This is a genomic window from Caballeronia sp. AZ10_KS36, from assembly GCF_023631105.1.
In the GTDB taxonomy this organism is placed as follows: Bacteria; Pseudomonadota; Gammaproteobacteria; order Burkholderiales; family Burkholderiaceae; genus Caballeronia.
The window spans coordinates 274,660-292,755 of record NZ_JALQDQ010000018.1 but is presented as its reverse complement, the minus strand read 5'-3'; the positions used below and the strand labels follow the sequence as shown (position 1 = coordinate 292,755).

The 18,096-nt window shown below is 63.5% G+C and carries 17 protein-coding genes; 15 read left to right on the top strand and 2 right to left on the bottom strand.

Going from position 1 to position 18,096, the window contains the following annotated elements:
• The first annotated feature begins 87 nt into the window (after nt 1–87).
• The 7 genes from NCR35_RS11560 to cysM all read left to right on the top strand — a co-directional run bounded on the left by NCR35_RS11560 (nt 88) and on the right by cysM (nt 6,726).
• Nucleotides 88–381: a LapA family protein gene (locus tag NCR35_RS11560; RefSeq protein WP_250534717.1), complete on the top strand. Its 294-nt coding sequence runs from the start codon at nt 88–90 to the stop codon at nt 379–381.
• A 78-nt stretch (nt 382–459) separates the two neighbouring features.
• Complete coding sequence (gene lapB / locus NCR35_RS11555) at nt 460–1,635, top strand: lipopolysaccharide assembly protein LapB (RefSeq protein WP_244846981.1); 1,176 nt, start codon at nt 460–462, stop codon at nt 1,633–1,635.
• A 75-nt stretch (nt 1,636–1,710) separates the two neighbouring features.
• On the top strand, nt 1,711–3,114 hold the full coding sequence (locus NCR35_RS11550; protein WP_250534447.1) for a UDP-glucose dehydrogenase family protein: 1,404 nt from the start codon (nt 1,711–1,713) through the stop codon (nt 3,112–3,114).
• A complete protein-coding gene (rfaE1, locus tag NCR35_RS11545) occupies nt 3,080–4,057 on the top strand; it encodes a D-glycero-beta-D-manno-heptose-7-phosphate kinase (RefSeq protein WP_250534446.1) in 978 nt (325 codons plus the stop codon). The genes NCR35_RS11550 and rfaE1 overlap by 35 nt, the downstream gene beginning before the upstream one ends.
• 6 nt (nt 4,058–4,063) lie before the next feature.
• Nucleotides 4,064–5,056, top strand: coding sequence for an ADP-glyceromanno-heptose 6-epimerase (gene rfaD / locus NCR35_RS11540; protein WP_250534445.1), 993 nt, complete (start codon nt 4,064–4,066; stop codon nt 5,054–5,056).
• Between the two features lie 74 nt (nt 5,057–5,130).
• Nucleotides 5,131–5,535 (top strand): ComEA family DNA-binding protein, encoded by a 405-nt coding sequence (locus tag NCR35_RS11535; RefSeq protein ID WP_250534444.1) that lies wholly within the window; start codon nt 5,131–5,133, stop codon nt 5,533–5,535.
• Between the two features lie 288 nt (nt 5,536–5,823).
• Nucleotides 5,824–6,726 (top strand): cysteine synthase CysM, encoded by a 903-nt coding sequence (gene cysM / locus NCR35_RS11530; protein WP_244846976.1) that lies wholly within the window; start codon nt 5,824–5,826, stop codon nt 6,724–6,726.
• Between the two features lie 54 nt (nt 6,727–6,780).
• Here cysM and mltB read toward each other — a convergent pair whose 3' ends face one another.
• The gene (gene mltB / locus NCR35_RS11525; RefSeq protein WP_250534443.1) at nt 6,781–7,938 is read right to left on the bottom strand and encodes a lytic murein transglycosylase B; all 1,158 of its coding nucleotides are present in this window, start codon (nt 7,936–7,938) and stop codon (nt 6,781–6,783) included.
• Nucleotides 7,939–8,232: 294 nt separating this feature from the next.
• Between mltB and NCR35_RS11520 the strand changes: the two genes are divergently transcribed.
• From NCR35_RS11520 to NCR35_RS11490, 7 genes are all read left to right on the top strand, one after another.
• The gene (locus NCR35_RS11520; protein ID WP_250534442.1) at nt 8,233–9,156 is read left to right on the top strand and encodes a histone deacetylase family protein; all 924 of its coding nucleotides are present in this window, start codon (nt 8,233–8,235) and stop codon (nt 9,154–9,156) included.
• A 684-nt stretch (nt 9,157–9,840) separates the two neighbouring features.
• Entirely contained in the window at nt 9,841–10,875 is a 1,035-nt protein-coding gene (locus tag NCR35_RS11515; protein WP_248320294.1) for a methionine ABC transporter ATP-binding protein, read from the top strand.
• Entirely contained in the window at nt 10,865–11,518 is a 654-nt protein-coding gene (locus tag NCR35_RS11510) for a methionine ABC transporter permease (protein ID WP_175944601.1), read from the top strand. Before NCR35_RS11515 ends, NCR35_RS11510 begins: the two co-directional genes overlap by 11 nt.
• Nucleotides 11,519–11,541: 23 nt before the next feature.
• Nucleotides 11,542–12,339 (top strand): MetQ/NlpA family ABC transporter substrate-binding protein, encoded by a 798-nt coding sequence (locus NCR35_RS11505; RefSeq protein ID WP_250534441.1) that lies wholly within the window; start codon nt 11,542–11,544, stop codon nt 12,337–12,339.
• A 171-nt stretch (nt 12,340–12,510) separates the two neighbouring features.
• On the top strand, nt 12,511–13,260 hold the full coding sequence (locus NCR35_RS11500) for an electron transfer flavoprotein subunit beta/FixA family protein (protein ID WP_244846971.1): 750 nt from the start codon (nt 12,511–12,513) through the stop codon (nt 13,258–13,260).
• A 1-nt stretch (nt 13,261) separates the two neighbouring features.
• Entirely contained in the window at nt 13,262–14,197 is a 936-nt protein-coding gene (locus NCR35_RS11495; protein ID WP_250534440.1) for an electron transfer flavoprotein subunit alpha/FixB family protein, read from the top strand.
• A 97-nt stretch (nt 14,198–14,294) separates the two neighbouring features.
• Nucleotides 14,295–16,085 carry an acyl-CoA dehydrogenase gene (locus NCR35_RS11490; RefSeq protein ID WP_250534439.1) on the top strand — a complete coding sequence of 597 codons (1,791 nt, stop codon included), beginning with the start codon at nt 14,295–14,297 and terminating at the stop codon, nt 16,083–16,085.
• Between the two features lie 53 nt (nt 16,086–16,138).
• On the opposite strand, the gene NCR35_RS11485 is transcribed toward NCR35_RS11490, so the two are convergent.
• Nucleotides 16,139–17,431 (bottom strand): D-amino acid dehydrogenase, encoded by a 1,293-nt coding sequence (locus tag NCR35_RS11485; protein ID WP_250534438.1) that lies wholly within the window; start codon nt 17,429–17,431, stop codon nt 16,139–16,141.
• Between the two features lie 142 nt (nt 17,432–17,573).
• On the opposite strand from NCR35_RS11485, the gene NCR35_RS11480 reads away from it, so the two are divergent.
• Nucleotides 17,574–18,062 (top strand): Lrp/AsnC ligand binding domain-containing protein, encoded by a 489-nt coding sequence (locus tag NCR35_RS11480; protein ID WP_175944590.1) that lies wholly within the window; start codon nt 17,574–17,576, stop codon nt 18,060–18,062.
• Nucleotides 18,063–18,096: the final 34 nt, after the last annotated feature.

Genomic DNA, 18,096 nt, shown 5'->3' with positions numbered 1-18,096 from the left:
ACAATACCGGTCACTTTGACTCGGGTAATCACGTAGGCCGAACGGCGAAGCGACGGCCGCGAGATGCACCGCCATTGCGAGACGTTCATGAAATTCATAGTCTGGCTGATCCGCGTTCTGGTCTTCGTGTTGTTGCTCGTGCTGGCGCTCGCCAACACGCAGCCGGCGACGCTGAATTTCCTCGCAGGCTACGCCTGGCAGGCGCCGCTGATCCTGATCGGCCTGGCGTTCTTCGCAGTAGGCCTGGTCGCCGGGCTCGTTTCGGCTGTGCCGGCGATGCTGCGCTTGCGGATCGAAAACGGGCGATTGAAGCGCGACGTGCGCGCCGCACGGGAAACGCCGCTGGTCAAAGAAGAACCGCCGATGCCGCCGCTCATCTGACACACGCATCGTCCGGGCGGGGGCGCTTGCGCTTGATTCGCCCGAAGCAGACACCTAACCGACTCACCGAACATTCGCATGGATCTAGACTTCTGGTGGCTGCTCGTCATCCCGGTCGCTTTCGCGCTAGGCTGGATGGCATCCCGCTACGACCTGAAAACGCTGTTATCCGAGAATGCGAACTTGCCGCGCTCGTACTTTCGCGGCCTGAATTTCCTGCTCAACGAGCAACACGACAAGGCGATCGACGCGTTCATCGAAGTCGCCAAGCTGGACCCTGAAACCATCGAGCTACACTTCGCGCTCGGCAATCTGTTTCGGCGGCGCGGCGAGACGGACCGCGCGATTCGCGTGCATCAGAACCTGTTGAGCCGCGCGGACCTGCCGGTTGCCGAACGCGATCACGCGCTGTATGAACTGGGGCAGGACTTTCTGAAAGCGGGCCTCTTGGATCGCGCGGAGGAAACGTTTCGGTCGCTGGAAGCCGGCGAATATTCGCTCGGTGCGCAACGTGCGCTGCTCACCATTTACGAGATCGAGAAGGACTGGCCGAAATCCATCACCACGGCCGAGCGCATCGAGAAGATGGGCGCGCCGTCGCTGCATATGGAAATCGCGCATTTCCATTGCGAACTCGCGCAGGAAGCGTTGCAGCGCAAGAATCTGGACGATGCGCGCGCCGAACTCAAGCTCGCGCTGGCGTCGAATCCGGACAACGTCCGCGCCACGATTCTCTCGGGCGACGCCGAAGCCGCTGCCGGAAACGTCGAAGCCGCGATCGCCGTCTGGAAGCGCGTCGAGGCGCAGAACGAAGCGTATTTGCCGCTCGTCGCCGAGAAGCTGATGAAGGCGTACGCCGCGCTCGGGCGCAAGGAAGACGGCGTCGACTTGCTGATCGACTACGCGACGCGCTATCCGTCGAACGATCTGCTGGATGTCGCGTACAAGCATGTCCAGGAACTGCGCGGTCTCGATGCAGCTCACGCGCTCGTGCGCAGGCAAATGGAGATCGCCCCGAATCTCGCGGGCATGACGCGCCTGCTCGAAGCGCAGGAAGCGACCGCCGAGGAGCCGCGCCGGGGCGAACTGCAACTCATGCGCACGCTCGTCAAGCAACGCACCAAGAATTTGCCGCGGTATACATGTCAAACGTGTGGATTCCGCGCGCGCCTGTTTTATTGGCAGTGCCCCGGCTGCAGCGGCTGGGAGACTTACGCGCCACGACGCGTCGAACCGATCACGAGTTCGGCCTGAGTTCGCACACCATCGCGAGCGCGGTGTTTTCGCGCTCATCATCATCGCCGCTATCTTAGAAACCCACGGAGAGCTATGAAAGTTACCATCGTTGGTACGGGTTACGTCGGTCTTGTGACCGGTGCTTGCCTCGCTGAAATCGGCAATGACGTGTTTTGTGTCGACGTCGATCCGCGCAAGATCGAGATCCTCAATAACGGCGGCGTGCCGATTCACGAGCCGGGCCTTCAGGAAATGCTCAAGCGCACCCGGGCAGCAGGGCGCATCCAGTTCTCCACCGACGTGAAGGCGAGCGTCGAGCACGGCGACGTGCAGTTCATCGCGGTCGGCACGCCGCCCGACGAAGACGGCTCGGCCGATTTGCAGTATGTGCTCGCGGCTGCGCGCAACATCGGACGCTATTCGAACGGCTTCAAGGTGATCGTCGACAAATCGACGGTGCCGGTCGGCACGGCGCTGCAAGTCAGGCGCGTCGTGGAAGAAGAGTTGAAGGCTCGCGGGATCGATGTCGCGGACAAGCACGGCTTTTCCGTCGTATCGAATCCCGAATTCCTGAAGGAAGGCGCCGCGGTCGACGACTTCATGCGCCCGGACCGCATCGTGATCGGCATCGACGACGATCAGGCCGGCAACCGCGCGCGCGAAATGATGAAGCGCCTCTACGCGCCGTTCAACCGCAATCACGAACGCACGCTCTACATGGACGTGCGCTCCGCCGAGTTCACGAAGTACGCGGCCAACGCGATGCTCGCCACGCGCATTTCGTTCATGAACGATCTGTCGAATCTGGCGGATGCGGTCGGCGCGGACATCGAATCCGTGCGTCGCGGCATTGGCTCGGACCCGCGCATCGGCTATCACTTCCTGTATGCGGGTTGCGGCTACGGCGGCTCCTGCTTCCCGAAGGACGTGCAGGCGCTCGTGCAGACGGCGCGCGAAAACGGACATCGGCTGCAGATTCTGGAATCGGTCGAAGCGGTCAACAACGCCCAGAAGGAAGTGCTCGTCAACAAGATCGTCAAGCGCATGGGCGAGGACCTGCGCGGCCGCACGTTCGCCGTGTGGGGCCTTGCATTCAAGCCGAATACCGACGACATGCGCGAGGCGTCGAGCCGGCGTCTGATCGCGTCGCTGCTCGAACGCGGCGCGACGGTGCGGGCGTACGATCCTGTCGCCATGGCCGAAGCGCAGCGCGTATTCGCGCTCGATCTCGAAAGCCGCCGCGAGGACATGGAGCGTCTGCACTTCGTGCAAACGCAGCAGGAAGCCTTGACGGGCGCGGACGCGCTTGTCATCGTGACCGAATGGAAGGAATTCAAGAGCCCGGACTTCGGGCACTTGAAGAGCGAGCTGAAGATGCCGGTTATCTTCGACGGCCGCAATTTGTATGAACCGGAAGCGATGGCTGAACTAGGCATCGATTATTTTGCAATAGGACGTCCCCATGTCGAACTCGACGGCAATGGAAGCCGGCAATAGCCCGGCGAATATCCCAGTAGTGCCGCGCGCCCGCATTTCCGCGGCGCGCGTGCTGGTGGTCGGCGATGTCATGCTCGACCGCTACTGGTTCGGCGATGTGAACCGCATCTCGCCCGAGGCGCCCGTGCCGGTCGTGCACGTGCAGAAGAAGGAGGATCGCCTGGGCGGGGCGGCGAACGTCGCGCGCAACGCGGCGGCGCTCGGCGCACAGGCGGGTCTGCTGTGCGTCGTGGGGCATGACGAGCCGGGCGAGCGCATCGTCGAGTTGCTCGGCGAGAGCCGGGTCGCCGCGCACCTCGCGCGCGACCCGGAACTGCTCACGACCATCAAGCTGCGCGTGTTGTCGCGTCAGCAGCAACTGCTGCGCGTCGACTTCGAGAACACGCCGAATCACGAAGTGCTGCGCGCGTGCCTCGAACGCTTCACCGAACTGCTGCCGCAGCACGACGTCATTCTGATGTCGGACTACGCGAAGGGCGGTCTCACGCACGTCACGAAGATGATCGCCGACGCGCGCGAGGCCGGCAAACCCGTGCTCGTCGATCCGAAGGGCGACGACTGGGAGCGTTATCGCGGCGCGACGCTCATCACGCCGAATCGCGCCGAGCTGCGCGAAGTGATCGGCCACTGGAAGTCCGAGGAAGACCTGCACGAGCGCGTGACGAAGCTGCGCGCGGATCTGGATCTCGGCGCGCTGTTGCTCACGCGCTCGGAAGAGGGCATGACGCTCTTCACGGAGAACCAGGTGCTGCACAATTCGGCGGAAGCGCGCGAAGTGTATGATGTGTCGGGCGCGGGCGACACCGTCATCGCAACGGTCGCGACGATGCTCGGCGCAGGCGTGCCGCTCGTCGATTCGATCGTGTATGCGAATCGCGCGGCCGGCATTGTCGTGGGCAAGCTCGGCACGGCGACCGTCGACTACAACGAACTCTTCGCCTGATCTCACATGACTTTCATCGTTACCGGGGCGGCCGGCTTCATCGGCAGCAATATCGTCAAGGCGCTCAACGAGCGCGGCGAGCATCGCGTGATCGCGGTGGACAACCTCACGCGCGCCGACAAGTTCAGGAATCTCGTCGATTGCGAGATCGACGATTACCTCGACAAGACGGAGTTCGTCGAGCGCTTCCGGCGCGGGGACTTCGGCAAGGTGCGCGCGGTGTTCCACGAAGGTGCCTGCTCCGACACGATGGAAACCGACGGCCGCTACATGATGGACAACAACTTCCGGTACAGCCGGGACGTGATGGACATCTGTCTCGCGCAGGGCGCGCAGTTTCTGTACGCGTCGTCGGCGGCGACCTACGGCGGGTCGAGCCGCTTCGTCGAGGAACGCGAAGTCGAAAAGCCGCTCAACGTGTACGGCTACTCGAAGTTCCTCTTCGACCAGGTCGTGCGCCAGGTCTTGCCGAAGGCGGGCAGTCAGATCGTCGGCTTCCGCTATTTCAACGTGTACGGGCCGCGCGAGACGCACAAGGGGCGCATGGCGTCGGTCGCGTTCCACAACTTCAACCAGTTCCGCGCGGAAGGCAAGGTCAAGCTCTTCGGCGAATACAACGGCTATGCGGCGGGCGAGCAGACGCGCGATTTCGTGTCCGTGGAAGACGTGGTGAAGGTCAATCTGCACTTCCTCGATCACCCGGAGAAGTCGGGCATCTTCAATCTCGGCACGGGGCGCGCGCAGCCGTTTAACGACATCGCGTCGACGGTCGTCAACTCGCTTCGCGCGATCGACGGCGAAGCGCCGCTGTCGCTCGCTGAACTCGTGCAGCGCGGGCTGATCGAGTACGTTCCGTTTCCTGACGCGCTGCGCGGCAAGTACCAGTGCTTCACGCAAGCGGACCAGACGCGCCTGCGCGCAGCCGGTTACGAAGCGCCGTTTCTCACCGTTCAGGAAGGCGTCGACCGCTACGTGCGTTGGCTATTCGGCCAGCTATAAACGCGTTCGAAGTCTCTCTACACTGGGTCTCGCGGTCGGCACTGTTCGCCGGCCGGTTCTTCTGGAGACTCAGTATGTTCAAGCAAGCCCTTTCGACCCTCGTTGCGCTCGCGCTCACGCTGTCCATCGGTTCGGCGCTCGCAGCGGTCGATGTCAACACCGCCAATGCCGATGCCTTACGCGGCATCAAGGGCATCGGTCCGGCGAAGGCGAAAGCCATTCTCGATGAACGTCAGGCGCACGGCCCCTTCAAGGATGCGGCCGATCTCAGCTCGCGCGTAAAGGGCATGGGCGGCAAGACGGTGCAACGGCTCACGGCCGAAGGCCTGACCATCGGCACGGCATCGAAGACGGCGGCCGCGGGCACTCCTGCGGCCACCGGCGCCACCGGCGCCACCGGTGCCACCGGCGCCAATGGCGTCAGCGCGACGCCTGTGCTGTCGTCGCAGGCGTCCAAGCCTGTGGTCGTCAAGAAGTAAGCGGTAGGGCGCGCGGCGCGGCTTGTCGGCGGCCGCGCCGCGCGCTGCAACGGGTTTCTTCGCTCCTTCAGCCTTTGGATGTTTGGGCTCCCGCGGTTTGCCTCGCCGCGGGTTTTTTGCATGACGAAAGATGCGCGCTCGGCCGCTCGCGTAGCCATCTGCGCAGGAGGGGCGAGGCGCATCGGGGGAAGCGGTGGGCTACAATCAGTGGACTCCCATATCCATATTCCGGCGAACGCGCGCACCCAGCATGCGCAGTCGTTCCGTCGAACCCGAATCCGGTCCGCTATGGCTTACATGACTATCGAAGACACGATCGGCAATACGCCGCTCGTGCAACTCGTCCGCGTGGTGGACGATGAAATCCGCAGCCGCAACAACGTCGTGCTCGGCAAGCTCGAAGGCAATAACCCGGCCGGCTCGGTGAAAGACCGCCCGGCGCTGTCGATGATCAGGAAAGCTGAAGAGCGCGGCCGCATCAAGCCGGGCGACACGCTGATCGAGGCGACGAGCGGCAACACCGGCATTGCGCTCGCGATGGCAGCAGCCGTGCGCGGCTACAAGATGGTGCTGATCATGCCGGAGGACCTGTCAATCGAGCGTCGTCAGAGCATGGGCGCGTACGGCGCGCAAATCATTCTCACGCCGGTCACGGGCGGCATGGAGTACGCGCGCGATCTCGCCGATCAGATGCAGCGCGACGGTCGCGGCATCATCCTCGATCAGTTCGCGAATCCGGACAATCCGCTCGCGCACTACGAAACCACCGGCCCGGAACTGTGGCGGCAGACCGAAGGACGCATCACGCATTTCGTCTCGTCGATGGGCACCACCGGCACGATCATGGGCGTGTCGCAGTATCTGAAGGAGAAGAACGAGAAGATCGAGATCATCGGCGCGCAGCCAGAAGAGGGCTCGCGCATTCCGGGCATCCGCAAATGGCCGGAAGCGTACTTGCCGAAGATTTTCGATCGCAGCCGCGTGGATCGCGTGGAGAACGTGAGTCAGGCGGCAGCCGAGGCGATGGCGCGGCGGCTCGCGTCGGTGGAAGGCATCTTCGCCGGCATTTCGTCGGGCGGCGCGTGCGAGGTCGCGCTGCGCGTTGCGCGTCAGCTCGAGAACGCGACCATTGTGTTCATCGTCTGCGACCGCGGCGACCGTTATCTGTCGACGGGCGTCTTTCCCGCCTGAGCGCACTCATATCGCGGTCCGCTTGGCACGGCGGACCGCCGATGAGAAGCGAGCTTACTGCGACGCGTCGCCCGCCGCCATGCGCGCCTTGACGGCCTCGCCCAACTGATACACGGCGAGCGCGTAAAAGAAGCTGCGGTTGTAGCGCGTCAGCACATAGAAGTTCTTGAGCCCGAGCGTGTATTCGGTCGCGCGGCCCGGCGTCGGCAGGTCGACGACGGTCAGCGGCGTGGCCGCTTCCGCGCTCAGGTTAAGGGCCGGCTCGGTCAGCAGCATGCCGGCCTTCGTCAACTGCGCGAGCGACCAGTGCGGCTCAGGCTGCCCGTCGGCCGCGGCTTGCGCGATTCCCTGGCTGCCTTCATCGCCCGCAATGCGCCACACGACCGGACGGCCCGGCTCCCAGCCGTTCTGCTTCAGATAATTCGCGACACTGCCGATGGCATCCGCCGGGCTCGTGCGCAAGTCGATGCGGCCGTTGCCATCGAAGTCCACCGCGTACTGCACGATGCTGCTCGGCAGAAACTGCGGAATGCCGATCGCGCCGGTGTACGAGCCGAGCACGGTCGTCGGATCGATTTGCGAATCGCGCGTCCAGACGAGCAGGTCTTCGAGATTCTTGCGGAACGTCGCCTGACGTTCGGCGCGGTTCGGCGTGTTCGGGTAGTCGAACGTGAGCGTGGTCAGCGCGTCGAGCGCGCGGAAATTGCCCATGTACTTGCCGTAGATGGTCTCCACACCGATGATCCCGACGATCACTTCCGGCGGCACGCCGAACTGCGCGGACGCGCGCTGCAACGTGGCCTGATTCGCGCGCCAGAACTTCACGCCGGCGTTGATGCGGATCGGCTCGATGAAACGCGACTGGTACGCGCGCCAGTTCTTGAGCGAAGGCGTAGGCGACGGCAACACCAGCTTCACCGCCGTCGCGGAATAGCTCACGTGATTGAAGAGGTCGTGCAGCGCGGCGGGATCGAAGTCATAGCGCGCGACCATGTCGTTGATGAACGCCTCGACATTCGGGTTGTTCGCGTACCGCTGCGGCACGATCTCTTCTTCGAACACTTGCCCTTGCGGCGTCGCGCTCTGCGGCTGCTGCGACTGCGCAAGCGCACTGTTGCCGCAGACGCCGCCGACTGCGCACAGCAAGGAAGCGATGAACGCGCGCGTCAGCGGCTTGAGAGAGGAATCGAGCGAGGCAAACTGAAAAGTCATGGTGTGCTTGGTGAGCGATTGAGGGCGATGCCGGATGTTCTGCCGTCGCGTGCAGCTACTCGCAACGATTCTTGACCGGGCGCATTGGCCTGCAACGTGCCGTCGGCGCTGGCTGCCGGGGCGTCGGGGCAGTATAACCGACGCCCTGCGCGCGCAATGCCGATGCGGCTCGGCAAGACCCGCCGGGACGGCCGTTTCGAACGGTGTGGTAACTTAACGTCAAATGCGCGGCACAGGATCGCGTATGACGAAAAAAGACGAGACGCGCCGACGACAGCGGCACTGCGAGACATCATGGCCACCGGCTTCTACACCCACCCCGACTGCCTGCAGCACGATAACGGCCAATGGCATCCCGAATGCCCGGCGCGCCTTCAGGCAATCGAAGATCAACTCATCGCGAGCCGTATCGACGCCCTGATCGAGCGCGAAGAAGCGCCGCTCGCCGACGAAGCCGATCTGGCGCGCGTGCACACGCAGGCGCACATCGACTACATCAAGAGCCGCACGCCGGAGCAGGGGCGCAGCGAACTGGACCCGGACACGTCGATGTGTCCGCAGTCGTATCGCGCGGCGTTGCGCGCGGCGGGCGCGGCCATCGCGGCGACCGATGCCGTTATCGAAGGCCGCTACGACAACGCGTTTTGCAGCGTGCGTCCGCCGGGCCATCACGCGGAGCCGGCGCGCGCGATGGGCTTCTGTCTCTTCAACAACGTGGCGATCGCCGCGCGTCATGCGCTGGAAGTGCACGGACTGCAACGCGTTGCGGTCATCGACTTCGACGTGCATCACGGCAATGGCACCGAAGCCGCCTTCACCGGCGACTCGCGCGTGCTGATGTGCAGTTTCTTCCAGCATCCGTTCTATCCGTTCAGCGGCGCGGACAGCCACGCGCCGAACATGGTGAACGTGCCGCTGCCCGCGCGCACGAAGGGCATGGCGGTGCGCGAAGTGATCGACATGATGTGGCTGCCGCGTCTGGAGGATTTCAAGCCGCAGATGCTGTTCGTCTCGGCCGGTTTCGACGCGCACCGTGAGGACGACCTCGGCAACATGGGACTCGTCGAAGACGATTACGCGTGGATCACCGAGCAGATTCGCGCAGTAGCCGAGCGGCATGCAGAAGGGCGCATCGTCAGTTGTCTAGAGGGTGGATACAACCTGTCGGCGCTCGGGCGCAGCGTCGTCGCGCATTTGCGGGCATTGGCGGGAATTTGATGCTGCGCCTCGTGAGTGAGTGCTTCTCGCTAATCAAGGTGCTATTACGATAGAGCACGCAATAAATGTGGACGCGCTCAAGACCATCTCTCCGGTCTGCCCATCCCTACCCGTGAAGGCGGTGATGTAGCCAGTCAGAGGCTGGCCCGGAATGGGGGGCGGCGGACACGAGAATGTCGCCGTCAAGGGGCCTGTGGGAGTTACCGAAATATCTGTCCCTCGCCAGTGGAACGCGGTGGCTGAACCCGAGGCGAGGCCACCACCCCTGGCCGATATGGTGCAGGTGCCGCTTGTTCCGCCCGTGCAGTTCAGCTGTACATAAGCGTCCTGCGTCGCGAATGCTGTAGCCGGCGCAGCCGCTGCAGCGGAAAGTACGACGGCGGCCAGAGAGAAGGCAGCGTTTTTCTTCATTATTTAAGACTCCCTAATAACCGGGCAAATCATAGCGCGGCGGTCATCTCGTAGAAAGCACGTCGTCCTGGTCGGATCATGTGTTGCCAGTCATCGAACGAGGTCAGGACTGACGCGAACCATATGAAACGTAGCAATGACGGCATCAATTTCCATTATTAAGAGAAGTCGGGCCGACACGGTAAAATCGCTGCCTTGAAATTTCAACGAGCCGCGCGGCAGTTCACTTCGGGACCGCAGGTTTCTTCCCCGCAGCCACCGCGTCGCGTTTCCATGATCGACATACGTAACCTCTCCCAGCGTTTCGCGGGACCCCGCGGCTGGGTCGAAGCGCTGCACAACGTCAACTTGACGATTCCCGCCGGCGAAGTGTTCGGCATCATCGGGCGCAGCGGGGCGGGCAAGAGCACGCTGGTGCGCACGCTCAATCTGCTGACGCGGCCGAGCGAAGGCAACGTGATCGTCGACGGACGCGATCTCACGACGCTGCGCCCCGACGACTTGCGCGCCGCGCGCCGCGACATCGGCATGATCTTTCAGCACTTCAACCTGCTGTCGTCGCGCACGGTGTACGGCAACGTTGCGCTGCCACTCGAACTCGCGGGCAAGAAGCGCGCGGAAATCGAAGCGGCCGTGCTGCCGCTGCTCGATCTCGTCGGCCTCACCACGCACAAGGACAAGTATCCGGCGCAGATCAGCGGCGGGCAGAAGCAGCGCGTGGGCATCGCGCGGGCGCTCGCGAGCAATCCGAAAGTGCTGCTTTCCGACGAAGCCACGTCCGCGCTCGATCCCGAAACCACGCGCGCCATTCTCGACCTGCTGCGCAAGATCAATCGCGAGCTGGGGCTCACCATCGTGCTCATCACGCATCAGATGGAAGTCATCAAGCAGGTCTGCGACCGCGTGGCCGTGCTGGATGCGGGACGCGTAGTCGAGGAAGGCAAGGTCGTCGATGTCTTCATGCAGCCGCATCACGAAGTCACGCGCGCGCTCATTGGTGATGTCATCGCGCACGAGCTGCCGCCCGCGTTGAAGGCGCGCGTCGCCGAGCGCCTGAAGAGCGGCAGCGGCCATTTGCTGCGGCTCGCGTTCACGGGCTCGGGCGTCGATCAGCCGATTCTTTCCGAGACCATCCGCCGCTACGAACTGGACTTCAACATTCTGCACGGCCAGATCGACGAGATTCAAGGTCAGGCGTTCGGATCGCTCGCCGTTCTCGCGGGCGGTCAGCCGGTCAAGGTCGCGGAGGCGATCGCTTATTTGCGCACGCAAGGCGTGGTGGTGGAGGAGTTGTCCCATGTTGAGTGAAATGTTCGACATGTTCGTGCAGTCGTTCTGGGAAACGCTGATCATGGTCGGCATCTCGGGACTCGTCGGCGCGGCGGTGGGCCTGCCGCTCGGCGTGCTGCTCTATCTGACCGACCGCGACGGCGTGCTGCGCAACATGGCCGTGAACCGCGTGCTCGGCGGCATCGTCAATGCGGTGCGCTCGACGCCGTTCATCATCCTGCTCGTCGCGGTCATTCCGTTCACGCGGCTCATCGTCGGCTCGTCGATCGGCACGGCGGCGGCGGTCGTGCCGCTCACCATCGCGGCGGCGCCGTTCATCGCGCGGCTCGTCGAAACGGCGCTGCGCGAAGTGGATCGCGGTCTCATCGAAGCGGCGCAAGCCATGGGCGCGACCACGAGTCAGATCGTTTTCAAGGTGCTGCTGCCGGAGTCGCTGCCGGGCGTCGTCGCGGGACTCACCATCACGTTCGTCTCGCTGGTCGGCTATTCGGCGATGGCGGGCGCAATTGGCGGCGGCGGTCTCGGCGATCTCGGCATCCGCTACGGTTATCAGCGGTTCCTGCCGGAAGTGATGCTGGCGGTCGTCGTCATTCTCATCGTGTTCGTGCAGCTCGTGCAGTCGTTCGGCGACTGGCTCGTGCGCCGTCTGAGCCACAAATAATTCCACCGAAAAAAGGTCAGCACATGCAACGTCGATTCATTCTGAAGTTCGCCGCAGCGCTCGGCGCGGCATCGCTCATGAGCACGCTCGCGCACGCGGACGACAACGCCATCAAGGTCGGCGTGACGGGCGGCCCGCACGCGCAAGTCATGGAAGTCGTGAAGCAGGTCGCCGCGAAAAACGGGCTGAAGATCACGGTCGTCGAGTTCTCGGACTACGTGCAGCCGAACGCGGCGCTCGCGGCGGGCGATCTCGACGCCAACAGCTACCAGCATCAGCCGTATCTGGACGCGCAGGTGAAAGATCGCGGCTACAAGCTCATCAAGGTCGCCGATACGGTCACGTTTCCGATGGGCATCTATTCGAAGAAGGTGAAGTCGCTGAGCGAGCTGGGCAACGGCGCGCGCATCGCCGTCCCGAACGATCCGACCAACGGCGGCCGCGCGTTGCTGCTGCTGCAGAAACAGGGCTTGCTGAAGCTGCGCGCCGATGCGGGCCTCAAGGCGACGCCGCTCGATATCGTCGAGAATCCGAAGAAGCTGAAGATCGTCGAACTGGATGCCGCGCAGATTCCGCGCTCGCTCGCCGATGTCGACGCCGCCGCCATCAACACGAACTTCGCGATGGAAGCGGGCCTGAAGCCGAAGTCCGACGCCATCGCCATCGAAGATCCGCGCGGCCCGTACGCGAACGTCATCGCCATCCGCGCCGCCGACAAGGACAAGCCGTGGGTCGGCAAGCTCGTGGCCGCCTATCATTCGCCGGAAGTGAAGCAGTTTATCGAGGGCAAGTACGCGGGCGCGGTCATCGCGGCCTGGTGAGGTTTCCGAGCGCCTCCGGGTTTTTTGGGATGGAAAGCGAACGACCGTTCTTTTAAAGTAGCCTCAAATGTATTGCACGCTGACCCGGCTCGCTCGTCGATGGCCGAAGCGCAAACGGGCCGCTCGTATAATGAGACTGGGTTGACGTAATCGTAACTTTGGAGCGTGTGGATGAAAATTCTGGTGCCAGTCAAGCGCGTGGTCGACTACAACGTGAAGGTCCGGGTGAAATCGGACAACACGGGCGTCGAACTCGCCAACGTGAAGATGTCGATGAACCCGTTCGACGAGATCGCCGTGGAAGAGGCGGTGCGTCTGAAGGAAGCGGGCGTCGCAACGGAAGTGATCGCGGTGTCGTGTGGCGTCACGCAATGTCAGGAAACGCTGCGCACGGCGCTGGCGATTGGCGCGGATCGGGCGATTCTCGTTGAAACGTCAGAAGAGTTGCAGCCGCTCGCAGTGGCGAAGCTGCTCAAGGCTTTGGTCGATCAGGAAAAGCCGGAACTCGTGATTCTCGGCAAGCAGGCCATTGACGACGATTCGAACCAGACCGGTCAGATGCTCGCCGCTTTGGCAGGGCTGCCGCAGGCGACGTTCGCATCGAAAGTCGTGATCGCCGATGGCCGCGCGACTGTCGCGCGTGAAGTGGATGGCGGCGCGGAAACGCTGTCGCTCAAGCTGCCCGCAGTCGTGACGACGGACCTGCGCCTGAACGAGCCGCGCTACGTCACGCTGCCGAACATCATGAAGGCGAAGAAGAAGCCGCTGACGACCGTGACGCCCGCCGATCTCGGCGTCGATGTCGCGCCGCGTCTGAAGACGCTGAAGGTCACCGAGCCGCCGAAGCGCAGCGCGGGCGTCACGGTGCCGGACGTCAAGACGCTGGTCGAGAAACTGAAAACCGAAGCGAAGGTGATCTAACGTGACGACTCTCGTAATTGCGGAACACGACAACGCGTCGATCAAGGCGGCGACGTTGAACACGGTCGCGGCAGCGGCCAAGCTGGGCGGCGATATTCACATTCTCGTCGCGGGTTCGAACGCGCAGGGCGCGGCGGATCAGGCGGCAAAGATCGCGGGCGTTTCGAAGGTGCTGCTGGCCGATGCGCCGCAACTCGCGGAAGGACTCGCGGAGAACGTCGAAGGCACCGTGCTGAACATCGCGAAGGATTATTCGCACATCGTCGCGCCGGCGACGGCTTACGGCAAGAACATCGCGCCGCGTATCGCCGCGCATCTGGATGTCGCGCAGATCAGCGAGATCACGGCTGTCGTCAGCGCCGATACTTTCGAGCGTCCGATCTACGCGGGCAACGCGATAGCGACCGTCCAGTCGGCTGATGCGATCAAGGTCATCACCGTTCGCGCGACGGGCTTCGATCCGGTGGCGGCGGAAGGCGGCAGCGCATCGGTCCAAAAGATCGAAGCAGCGGCCGATGCGGGCGTCTCGCAGTTCGTCAATCGCGAAGTGACGAAGCTGGACCGCCCGGAACTGACGAGCGCGAACATCATCGTGTCGGGCGGGCGCGGCTTGGGCAGCGGCGAGAATTACACGCAAGTGCTGGAGCCGCTCGCGGACAAGCTCGGTGCGGCGCTCGGCGCATCGCGTGCAGCGGTCGATGCGGGCTATGTGCCGAACGATTATCAAGTGGGCCAGACGGGCAAGATCGTTGCGCCGCAGTTGTACGTGGCCGTCGGCATCTCGGGCGCGATTCAGCACTTGGCCGGCATGAAGGACAGCAAGGTGATCGTCGCGATCAACAAGGACGCCGAAGCACCCATCTTCAGCGTGGCGGATTACGGCCTCGTCGGCGATCTGTTCTCGGTGGTGCCGGAGCTGGTCAAAGAACTCGGCTGATCGCGTGCGTCGCGAGCGGCGCCTGCAATAGAAAAACAAAGGGGCGCGACAACCGTTGCGCCCTTTTTGCATCCGGAAACGATAGAGGAGACAAACGATGAGCTACCGCGCTCCGGTGAAGGACATGCTGTTCGTCATGAAGGAACTGGCCGATATCGACAGCATCGCGGCGCTGCCGGGCTTCGAGGACGGCAACCTCGACACCGCGCAGGCTGTCGTCGAAGAAGCCGCGCGCTTCTGCGGCGAAGTGCTTGCGCCGCTGAACGTCACGGGCGACCGGCAACCCAGCACGTGGGCGAACGGACAGGTGACGACGACGCCCGGCTTCAAGGACGCGTTTCGCCAGTTCGCGGAGGGCGGGTGGCAAGGCATCGTGCATCCGGCGGAGTTCGGCGGACAGAACCTGCCGAAGCTCATCGCGACCGCCTGCATCGAAATGCTCAACTCGGCCAATCTTTCGTTCGCGCTCTGTCCGCTGCTGACAGACGGCGCCATCGAAGCGTTGCTGACTGCGGGCAGCGAAGAGCAAAAGGCGCGCTATCTGCCGAAGTTCATTTCCGGCGAATGGACCGGCACGATGAACCTGACCGAGCCGCAAGCCGGCTCGGATCTCGCGCTCGTGCGCACGCGCGCCGAGCCGCAGGGCGATGGCACGTACAAGCTCTTCGGCACGAAAATCTTCATCACGTACGGCGAGCACGACATGACAGAGAACATCGTGCATCTGGTGCTCGCGCGCACGCCGGATGCGCCGGAGGGCGTGAAGGGCATCTCGCTCTTCATCGTGCCGAAGTTTCTCGTCAACGACGACGGCTCGCTCGGCGCGCGCAACGACGTGCAGTGCGTGTCCATCGAGCACAAGCTCGGCATCAAGGCGAGCCCGACCGCCGTGCTGCAATACGGCGACCACGGCGGCGCGATCGGCTATCTGATCGGCGAGGAGAATCGCGGCCTCGAATACATGTTCATCATGATGAACGCCGCGCGTTTCGCCGTCGGCATGCAGGGCATTGCCGTGTCGGAGCGGGCGTATCAGCAGGCCGTCGCGTATGCGAAGGAACGCGTGCAGAGCCGCCCGGTGGACGGCAGTGCGAAAGCCGCGGTGCCGATCATCCAGCATCCGGACGTGCGCCGCATGCTCGCCACGATGCGCGCCTACACCGAAGGCGCACGCGCGCTCGCGTATGTCGCCGCCGCGCATAGCGACCTGGCGCACGCGCATCCCGAGGAATCGGTGCGCAAGCGGCATCAGGCGGTGTATGAATTTCTCGTACCGATCGTCAAGGGCTTCAGCACTGAGATCTCGGTGGATGTCGCGAGCCTCGGCGTGCAGGTGCATGGCGGCATGGGCTTCATCGAGGAAACCGGCGCCGCGCAGCATTATCGCGATGCGCGCATTCTGCCGATCTACGAAGGCACGACTGCGATTCAGGCCAACGATCTGATCGGGCGCAAGACCGTGCGCGATGGCGGCGCGACCGCGCAGGCGCTGCTCGCACAGATCGACCAGACCATCGCGGCGCTCGCCGAGGTCGACGGGCAGGCCTTCAAGTCGATGCATCGTCATTTGAGCGCGGGCAGCCTGTCGCTTGCGCGCGTCATCGAGTTCGTCGTTGCGCGGTTCAAGAGCGATCCGAACGCGGTGTTCGCGGGCAGCGTGCCGTATCTGAAGCTCGCCGGCATCGTGCTTTCGGGCTGGCAAATGGCCCGCGCGATGCTCGTCGCGCAAGCGAAACGCGCCGAGGACGAACCGTTCTATTCGGCGAAGATCGCGACCGCCGAGTTCTTCGCGGAACACATCTTGTCGCACGCGCCTGGCTTCGAGGCGGCGATCGTGAGCGCCAACGGACACGAAGGCGTGCTCGCCCTGAGCGAAGATCAGTTCTGAAAACGACGACGGCGCCCTTGCAGGCGCCGTCGTTCAATCAGCCGGTCAGAACGTCAGACTTTGGCGTAGGCCGGTCGCCCGGTGACGCTGGCATCGCCGAAGTAGCGATGCACCGACAAGTCGTCCGCGCGGATAGCGGGCTGTCTGCCGGACATCAGGTCCGCGAGCAACTGGCCCGAACCGCACGACATCGTCCAGCCGAGCGTGCCGTGACCGGTGTTGAGGAACAGATTCGGCACGGGCGTGCGGCCGACGATCGGCGTCCCGTCCGGCGTCATCGGGCGCAGGCCGGTCCAGAAGCTCGCGCTCGCGGTATCGCCGCCGCCGGGGAAGAGGTCGTTCGCGCACATTTCGAGCGTCTCGCGGCGCGCCTGCTTCAGCGTCTTGTCATAGCCGACGATCTCCGCCATGCCACCGACCCGAATGCGGTCGTCGAAGCGCGTGATCGCGATCTTGTACGTTTCGTCGAGCACCGTGGAGACCGGGGCGCGGTTCGCATCGACGATCGGCGCGGTGATCGAATAGCCCTTCAGCGGATACACGGGAATCTTGACGAGATCGCCGAGCAGCTTCGGCGAATACGAGCCGAGCGCGACGACATATGAATCCGCCGTGATGAGCTCGCTGCCGCATTGCACTCCGGCGATGCGGCCGTTGCTCACGCGCAGCGCGTCGATCGGCGTGTTGTAGCGGAACTGGACGCCGAGCGCTTCGGCCATGGCGGCCAAGCGCGTGGTGAACATCTGGCAGTCGCCGGTTTCGTCGTTCGGCAGGCGCAGGCCGCCCGTCAGCTTGTGCGACACCGCAGCGAGCGCGGGCTCGGCCTTCGCCAGTTCCGCCGCCGACAGCAGTTCGAACGGCACGTTGGCGTCCTTCAACACCGCGATGTCTTTCGCCGCGCCGTCCAACTGCTGCTGCGTGCGGAACACTTGCAACGTGCCGCCGGTGCGGCCTTCATATTGGATGCCGGTGTCCGCGCGCAACGCCTGCAGGCAATCGCGGCTGTATTCGGCGAGGCGCACCATGCGGCCTTTGTTCACCGTATAGCGCTCTTGCGTGCAGTTGCGCAGCATCTGCCACATCCACTGAAGCTGGCTCATCGTGCCGTCGAGGCGGATGGCGAGCGGCGCGTGCTTTTCGAACATCCATTTGACGGCCTTGAGCGGCACGCCCGGCGCGGCCCACGGCGACGCGTAGCCCGGCGAAATCTGTCCCGCATTGGCGAAACTGGTTTCGAGCGCGGGGCCGGCTTCGCGGTCGATGACCGTGACTTCGTGCCCTGCGCGGGCGAGGTAATACGCGCTCGTGACGCCGACGACGCCGCTTCCCAGAATAACGATTCGCATGTGATCTCCGTTTCCGATCCGACTGGACAGTCGCGAATCGCACGAGGTCTGCGACGGATTGTCCGGCTAGTGTTATCGCCTATACTATTTGCAGTAAGGCAGTTTTAGTTATTGTATTTTGCGGATTTTCAGGAATTAGACGATGAGAACGCAGCGAAATCCGCTTCGGACGCTGGATAAACTCGATCACAAGATTTTGAGCATCCTGCAGCAGGACGGACGCATCGCGATGAAGGATTTGGCGGAGCGTGTCGGCCTGTCGGTGACGCCGTGCATCGAGCGCGTGCGGCGCATGGAACGCGACGGCGTCATCACCGGCTATTACGCGCGCGTGAACCCTGCGCAACTGGGCGCGGCGCTGCTCGTTTTCGTCGAAATCACGCTGGATCATAAAAGCGGCAACATGTTCGACCAGTTCCGGCGCGAGGTTCAGCGCATTCCCGAAGTGCTCGAATGTCATCTCGTTTCGGGCGATTTCGACTATCTGATCAAGGCGCGCATCGGCGAAATGGCCGACTACCGCAAGCTGCTCGGCGACATTCTTCTGCAACTGCCTGGCGCCGTGCAGTCGAAAAGCTACGTGGTGATGGAAGAGATCAAGGAGACGCTGACCATTCCGGTCGACGTCTAAAAAACCGCTTGCGGTCGCGGCGAGATACTGTATA